The 5,804-nt window shown below is 53.3% G+C and carries 4 protein-coding genes and 1 pseudogene; 3 read left to right on the forward strand and 2 right to left on the reverse strand.

Annotated features, from left to right (window positions below; all coding sequences use genetic code 11):
* Window positions 1-1,375 (reverse strand): annotated as a pseudogene (locus tag FDW87_RS02020) (UvrD-helicase domain-containing protein); the annotation flags it as partial.
* 145 nt (window positions 1,376-1,520) lie between these two features.
* Between FDW87_RS02020 and ppiC the strand changes: the two are divergent.
* Complete coding sequence (ppiC, locus tag FDW87_RS02025; RefSeq protein ID WP_016155104.1) at window positions 1,521-1,802, forward strand: peptidylprolyl isomerase PpiC; 282 nt, start codon at window positions 1,521-1,523, stop codon at window positions 1,800-1,802.
* Between the two features lie 53 nt (window positions 1,803-1,855).
* On the opposite strand, the gene ilvC is transcribed toward ppiC, so the two are convergent.
* Window positions 1,856-3,331, reverse strand: coding sequence for a ketol-acid reductoisomerase (ilvC, locus tag FDW87_RS02030; RefSeq protein WP_016157835.1), 1,476 nt, complete (start codon window positions 3,329-3,331; stop codon window positions 1,856-1,858).
* A 152-nt stretch (window positions 3,332-3,483) separates the two neighbouring features.
* Between ilvC and ilvY the strand changes: the two genes are divergently transcribed.
* Both ilvY and fabV read left to right on the forward strand, forming a co-directional pair.
* A complete protein-coding gene (ilvY, locus tag FDW87_RS02035) occupies window positions 3,484-4,386 on the forward strand; it encodes an HTH-type transcriptional activator IlvY (protein ID WP_016155102.1) in 903 nt (300 codons plus the stop codon).
* Between the two features lie 175 nt (window positions 4,387-4,561).
* Window positions 4,562-5,755 carry an enoyl-ACP reductase FabV gene (gene fabV, locus FDW87_RS02040; RefSeq protein WP_016155101.1) on the forward strand — a complete coding sequence of 398 codons (1,194 nt, stop codon included), beginning with the start codon at window positions 4,562-4,564 and terminating at the stop codon, window positions 5,753-5,755.
* Window positions 5,756-5,804: the final 49 nt, after the last annotated feature.

The following is a 5,804-nucleotide window of genomic DNA, read 5'->3' on the forward strand; positions in this document are numbered from 1 at the left end:
AGTGCGTAAAGCGGGTCAGAGAATCATATCCGCGCCCGGTTAGCGTCTGGCTAAGTCCCATATCAAAGCTAGCGGTAAACAGGCTTTTATTACGCGTCATCGCCCATTCCCCCAGCTTTTGCAGCGTGGCCGGACCGATTTCACGCTTAGGGGTGTTTACGATGCGCAAAAATGCACTGTCATCATCCGGGTTGCTGAGCACGCGCAGATAGGCCAGCAAATCTTTAATCTCCGGACGCGAGAAGAACGACGTCCCGCCGGAAATTTTGTACGGGATGCGGTTCTGCATCAGAAACTTTTCGAACACTCGCGACTGATGATTACCGCGATACAGGATGGCGTAGTCTTTATACTGCGTCTTGTTCACAAAGTGATGGGCTATCAGTTCCCCGGTCACGCGTTCTGCTTCGTGCTCTTCATTATTCGCACTCAAAACCTTCAGCTCAGCGCCGTAGCCCAGCTCAGAAAAGAGCCGTTTTTCAAAGACGTGTGGGTTGTTAGCAATAAGGATGTTCGCCGCCTTCAGGATACGCCCTGATGAGCGATAGTTTTGCTCCAGCTTCACCACCTGCAGCGCCGGAAAATCTTTGCTTAACAGTACCAGGTTCTGCGGACGTGCACCGCGCCAGGAGTAGATCGACTGATCGTCATCACCCACGACGGTAAAGCGCGCGCGTTTCCCCACCAGCAACTTCACCAACTCGTACTGGCTGGTGTTGGTATCCTGATATTCATCCACCAGCAGGTAGCGGATTTTGTTCTGCCAGCGCTCGCGCACCTCTTCATTGCGCTGCAACAGCAGCGTGGGGAGCAGGATCAGATCGTCAAAATCGAGGACGTTACACGCCTTCATATGCGCGTCATACAGACCATAGCAGTGGGCAAAAATACGATCGCGTTCACCCTTTGCACTGGCTGCCGCCTGCGCTGGGGTCATCAGATCGTTTTTCCAGTTGGAGATCGTTGAAATCAACTGTTGAAGGATAAGCTTATCGTCTTCAATTAGCCCTTCGGTCAATTCCTTAAGCAGGGCCACCTGGTCAGTATCATCAAATAACGAGAAGTTCGACTTCATCCCTAACGCGGCGTATTCACGCTTAATGACATCCAGTCCCAGAGTGTGGAAAGTAGAGATCATCAACCCGCGCGCTTCTTTACGACCCAACGTTTGCGCCACACGCTCTTTCATCTCGCGCGCAGCCTTATTGGTAAAGGTTACTGCCGCAATATGTCGTGCCTGATAGCCACATTCACGGATCAGATGTGCGATTTTGTTAGTGATAACACGCGTCTTACCGGAACCCGCTCCCGCCAACACCAGGCAAGGTCCGGTGACGAATTCGACGGCTTGTTGTTGTCCGGGGTTCAAACGCATAGAGGATTGCTCAATCTGTAAACACGGGGATGTGGATTGTAGCAGAAAGTGACGCCAGGGGGATCGGTCATAGCCCATCGCCGAAGACCACGGATTACATGCTACTATTGCGCCCTGATTTATCACTCAACTCAGAGCGCAAACCATGGCAAAAACAGCATCAGCAGTGCATATCCTTGTTAAAGAAGAGAAACTGGCTCTCGATCTTCTGGAACAAATCAAAAATGGCGCCGATTTTGGTAAACTGGCGAAGAAACACTCTATCTGCCCGTCGGGCAAACGCGGCGGCGATTTAGGCGAATTCCGTCAGGGCCAGATGGTTCCGGCGTTTGATAAAGTGGTGTTCTCCTGCCCGGTGCTGGAGCCAACCGGCCCACTGCACACTCAGTTCGGTTACCACATCATTAAAGTGCTGTACCGTAACTAATAGAAAGCCCGGTGTGTTAAAACACCGGGCTTTTTTTGCCGAAAGGCGGCCTCTTAGCCAGCTACAGCAATACGTTTCATATCCGTCATATAGCCACGCAGTTTCTGGCCAACTTTCTCGATAGCATGGCCGCGAATAGCATCGTTTACGTCGCGCAGCTGCGCGTTGTCTACCGCACCTTCGGCAATCGCTTTGCCCAGATCTCCGGTTTGCAGGGTGGTCATGAACTCTTTCAGCAGCGGTACACACGCGTAAGAGAACAGGTAGTTACCGTATTCTGCGGTATCGGAAATGACAACGTTCATTTCGTACAAGCGCTTACGGGCGATGGTGTTCGCGATCAGCGGCAGTTCGTGCAGTGATTCGTAGTAAGCAGACTCTTCGATGATGCCGGAATCCACCATGGTTTCAAACGCCAGCTCAACGCCAGCCTTCACCATCGCGATCATCAGCACGCCTTTATCGAAGTACTCCTGCTCGCCAATTTTACCTTCAAACTGCGGCGCGGTTTCGAACGCGGTTTTGCCGGTCTCTTCACGCCAGGTCAGCAGTTTCTTATCGTCGTTGGCCCAGTCAGCCATCATGCCTGAAGAGAATTCGCCGGAGATGATGTCATCCATGTGTTTCTGGAACAGTGGCGCCATGATCTCTTTCAGCTGTTCGGACAGCGCATAAGCACGCAGTTTCGCTGGGTTAGACAGACGATCCATCATCAGGGTGATACCGCCCTGCTTCAGCGCTTCGGTGATGGTTTCCCAGCCAAACTGAATCAGTTTTTCGGCGTAAGCCGGGTCAGTACCCTCTTCCACCAGCTTGTCGAAGCACAGCAGAGAGCCTGCCTGCAGCATACCGCACAGGATTGTCTGCTCGCCCATCAGGTCAGATTTCACTTCCGCAACGAAGGACGATTCCAGCACGCCTGCACGGTGACCGCCAGTGGCCGCAGCCCATGCTTTGGCAATCGCCATGCCTTCGCCTTTCGGATCGTTTTCCGGGTGAACGGCGATCAGGGTTGGAACACCAAAACCACGTTTGTACTCTTCACGCACTTCGGTACCCGGACACTTCGGCGCAACCATCACCACAGTGATATCTTTACGGATCTGCTCGCCCACTTCGACGATGTTGAAACCGTGAGAGTAGCCCAGCGCCGCGCCGTCTTTCATCAGCGGCTGTACGGAACGTACAACGTCGGAGTGCTGTTTGTCCGGCGTCAGGTTAACCACCAGATCCGCCTGCGGGATCAGCTCTTCGTAGGTACCTACTTTGAAGCCATTTTCGGTCGCTTTGCGCCAGGAAGCTCGCTTCTCAGCAATCGCTTCTTTACGCAGGGCGTAGGAGATATCCAGACCGGAGTCGCGCATGTTCAGGCCTTGGTTAAGCCCCTGAGCACCGCACCCGACGATGACCACTTTTTTACCCTGAAGGTAGCTTGCGCCATCGGCGAATTCGTCGCGACCCATAAAGCGACATTTGCCCAGCTGCGCCAGCTGCTGGCGCAGGTTCAGTGTATTAAAGTAGTTAGCCATGGTGATACCTCGTGATGTTGTACTGTCTTATTGTTCGGTTCGCGTTTCAGCGAGAATGAACCCACATTACAACAGGAAAATTATTGCGGAAATTGATATATTCACAACATCACATTGCAATATCTGCAACGTAGAAAATCGGAGGCTCGTCCGTGGATTTACGCGATCTGAAAATGTTCCTGCATCTGGCGGAAAGCCGCCACTTTGGCCGCAGTGCGCGGGCGATGCACGTCAGCCCCTCCACACTCTCACGCCAGATCCAACGGCTGGAAGAAGATCTCGGCCAGGCGCTGTTTGTGCGCGATAACCGTACGGTCACGCTGACCGAAGCAGGCGAAGAGCTGCGAGTGTTTGCCCAGCAGACGCTGTTGCAGTATCAACAATTGCGCCACACCCTCGATCAACAGGGACCGTCGCTGTCGGGTGAGCTGCATATCTTCTGCTCGGTTACCGCCGCCTACAGCCACCTGCCGCCAATTCTCGACCGCTTTCGCGCCGAGCACCCCTCGGTTGAAATTAAGCTCACCACCGGCGATGCCGCTGACGCAATGGACAAAGTGGTCACCGGAGAGGCCGATCTGGCAATAGCAGGTAAGCCGGAGACGCTGCCCGGCGCAGTAGCATTCTCGATGCTGGAGAATTTAACGGTAGTGTTGATCGCACCAGCATTGCCTTGCCCGGTACGGAATCAGGTTTCGGTCGATAAACCAGACTGGTCGACGGTGCCGTTTATCATGGCCGACCAGGGGCCGGTACGCCGCCGCATCGAGTTGTGGTTCCGCCGTCACAAAATCAGCAACCCATCGATTTACGCCACGGTCGGGGGGCACGAAGCGATGGTCTCGATGGTGGCGCTGGGCTGCGGCGTGGCGCTGCTGCCGGAAGTGGTGCTGGAAAACAGCCCGGAGCCGGTACGGAATCGCGTGATGATTTTAGAACGCAGCGACGAAAAAACGCCGTTCGAGCTGGGTGTCTGCGCGCCGAAAAAACGGCTGCATGAGCCGCTAATCGACGCGTTCTGGAAGATTGTTCTGGAGCGTAAATCCGCCGAGTAGCGCCAGCATCAGGCCTAAAATCAGTGGTAGATTCAGTATTGGCACTCCTTTTCTGTATAATGTCCCGTGCCATAATAGATGTGGGGGGCTTGTTAACCATCACGTTTAGCAAGCCAGAACAGACGGTGTCATTGCGCACTTGACAGCGAAAATACAAACTTAATTAGCCATCATTATGATAATCAAACCAAAAATTCGTGGATTCATCTGTACAACGACCCATCCGACTGGCTGCAAAGTCAATGTGGAAAAACAGATCGATTATGTGAAGAAAAACGGGAAAATCGCTAACGGCCCTTCCCGTGTGCTGGTCATCGGTGCTTCCACCGGTTACGGCCTTGCTTCCAGAATTTCCGCGGCATTTGGCAGCGGAGCCGCCACTATCGGCGTATTTTTCGAAAAACCAGGCACGGAAACCAAGCCAGGTTCCGCGGGCTGGTATAACTCTGCAGCCTTCGATGAGGCCGCAAAACGCGAAGGTCTGTATTCCAAAAGCATCAACGGCGACGCGTTCTCCGACGAGTGTCGCGACGAAGTTATCAAACTGATCAAAGAAGACCTGGGTCAGATTGACCTGGTGGTTTACTCACTGGCATCTCCGGTACGTAAAATGCCGAAAACCGGTGAAATCGTCCGTTCTGCGCTGAAGCCAATCGGTGAGGTTTATACCTCTAAAGCGATCGATACCAACAAAGATCAGATCATAACCGCCAGCATTGAGCCGGCAACCGAAGAAGAAGTTCAGAACACCGTCACCGTTATGGGCGGCGAAGACTGGGAACTGTGGATGGGCGCGCTGAGCGAAGCAGGCGTGCTGGCTGACGGCGTGAAAACCGTTGCCTACTCCTACATCGGTACTGACCTGACCTGGCCAATCTACTGGCACGGCGCGCTGGGCAAAGCAAAAGAAGATCTCGACCGCGCGGCAGGCGCGCTGCGTAATCAACTGGCTCCGCTGAACGGTTCCGCTAACGTTGCTGTACTGAAATCCGTTATCACGCAGGCCTCTTCTGCGATTCCGGTGATGCCGCTGTACATCTCCATGGTCTTCAAGCTGATGAAAGAACAGGGCATTCATGAAGGCTGCATCGAGCAGATCAACCGTCTGATGACCACCAGCCTGTACGGCGATAAAGTGGCGCTTGATGACAACCAGCGTATCCGTATGGATGACTGGGAACTGCGTGAAGACATTCAGCAGGCATGCCGCGATCTGTGGCCGCTGATCACCACCGAAAACCTGGCGCAAAAAACGGACTATGCAGGATATAAGCAGGAATTCCTGAATCTGTTCGGTTTTGGTCTCGACGAAGTGGATTACGATGCGGATGTAAACACCGAAGTCGAATTCGAAGTCATCACGCTGTAATCTGCTGATACAGTTGCAAAAAGGGTTCATGTTTTTACATGAACCCTTT

The sequence above is a fragment of the Citrobacter sp. wls826 genome, assembly GCF_005281245.1.
Classification (GTDB): Bacteria; Pseudomonadota; Gammaproteobacteria; order Enterobacterales; family Enterobacteriaceae; genus Citrobacter; species Citrobacter braakii.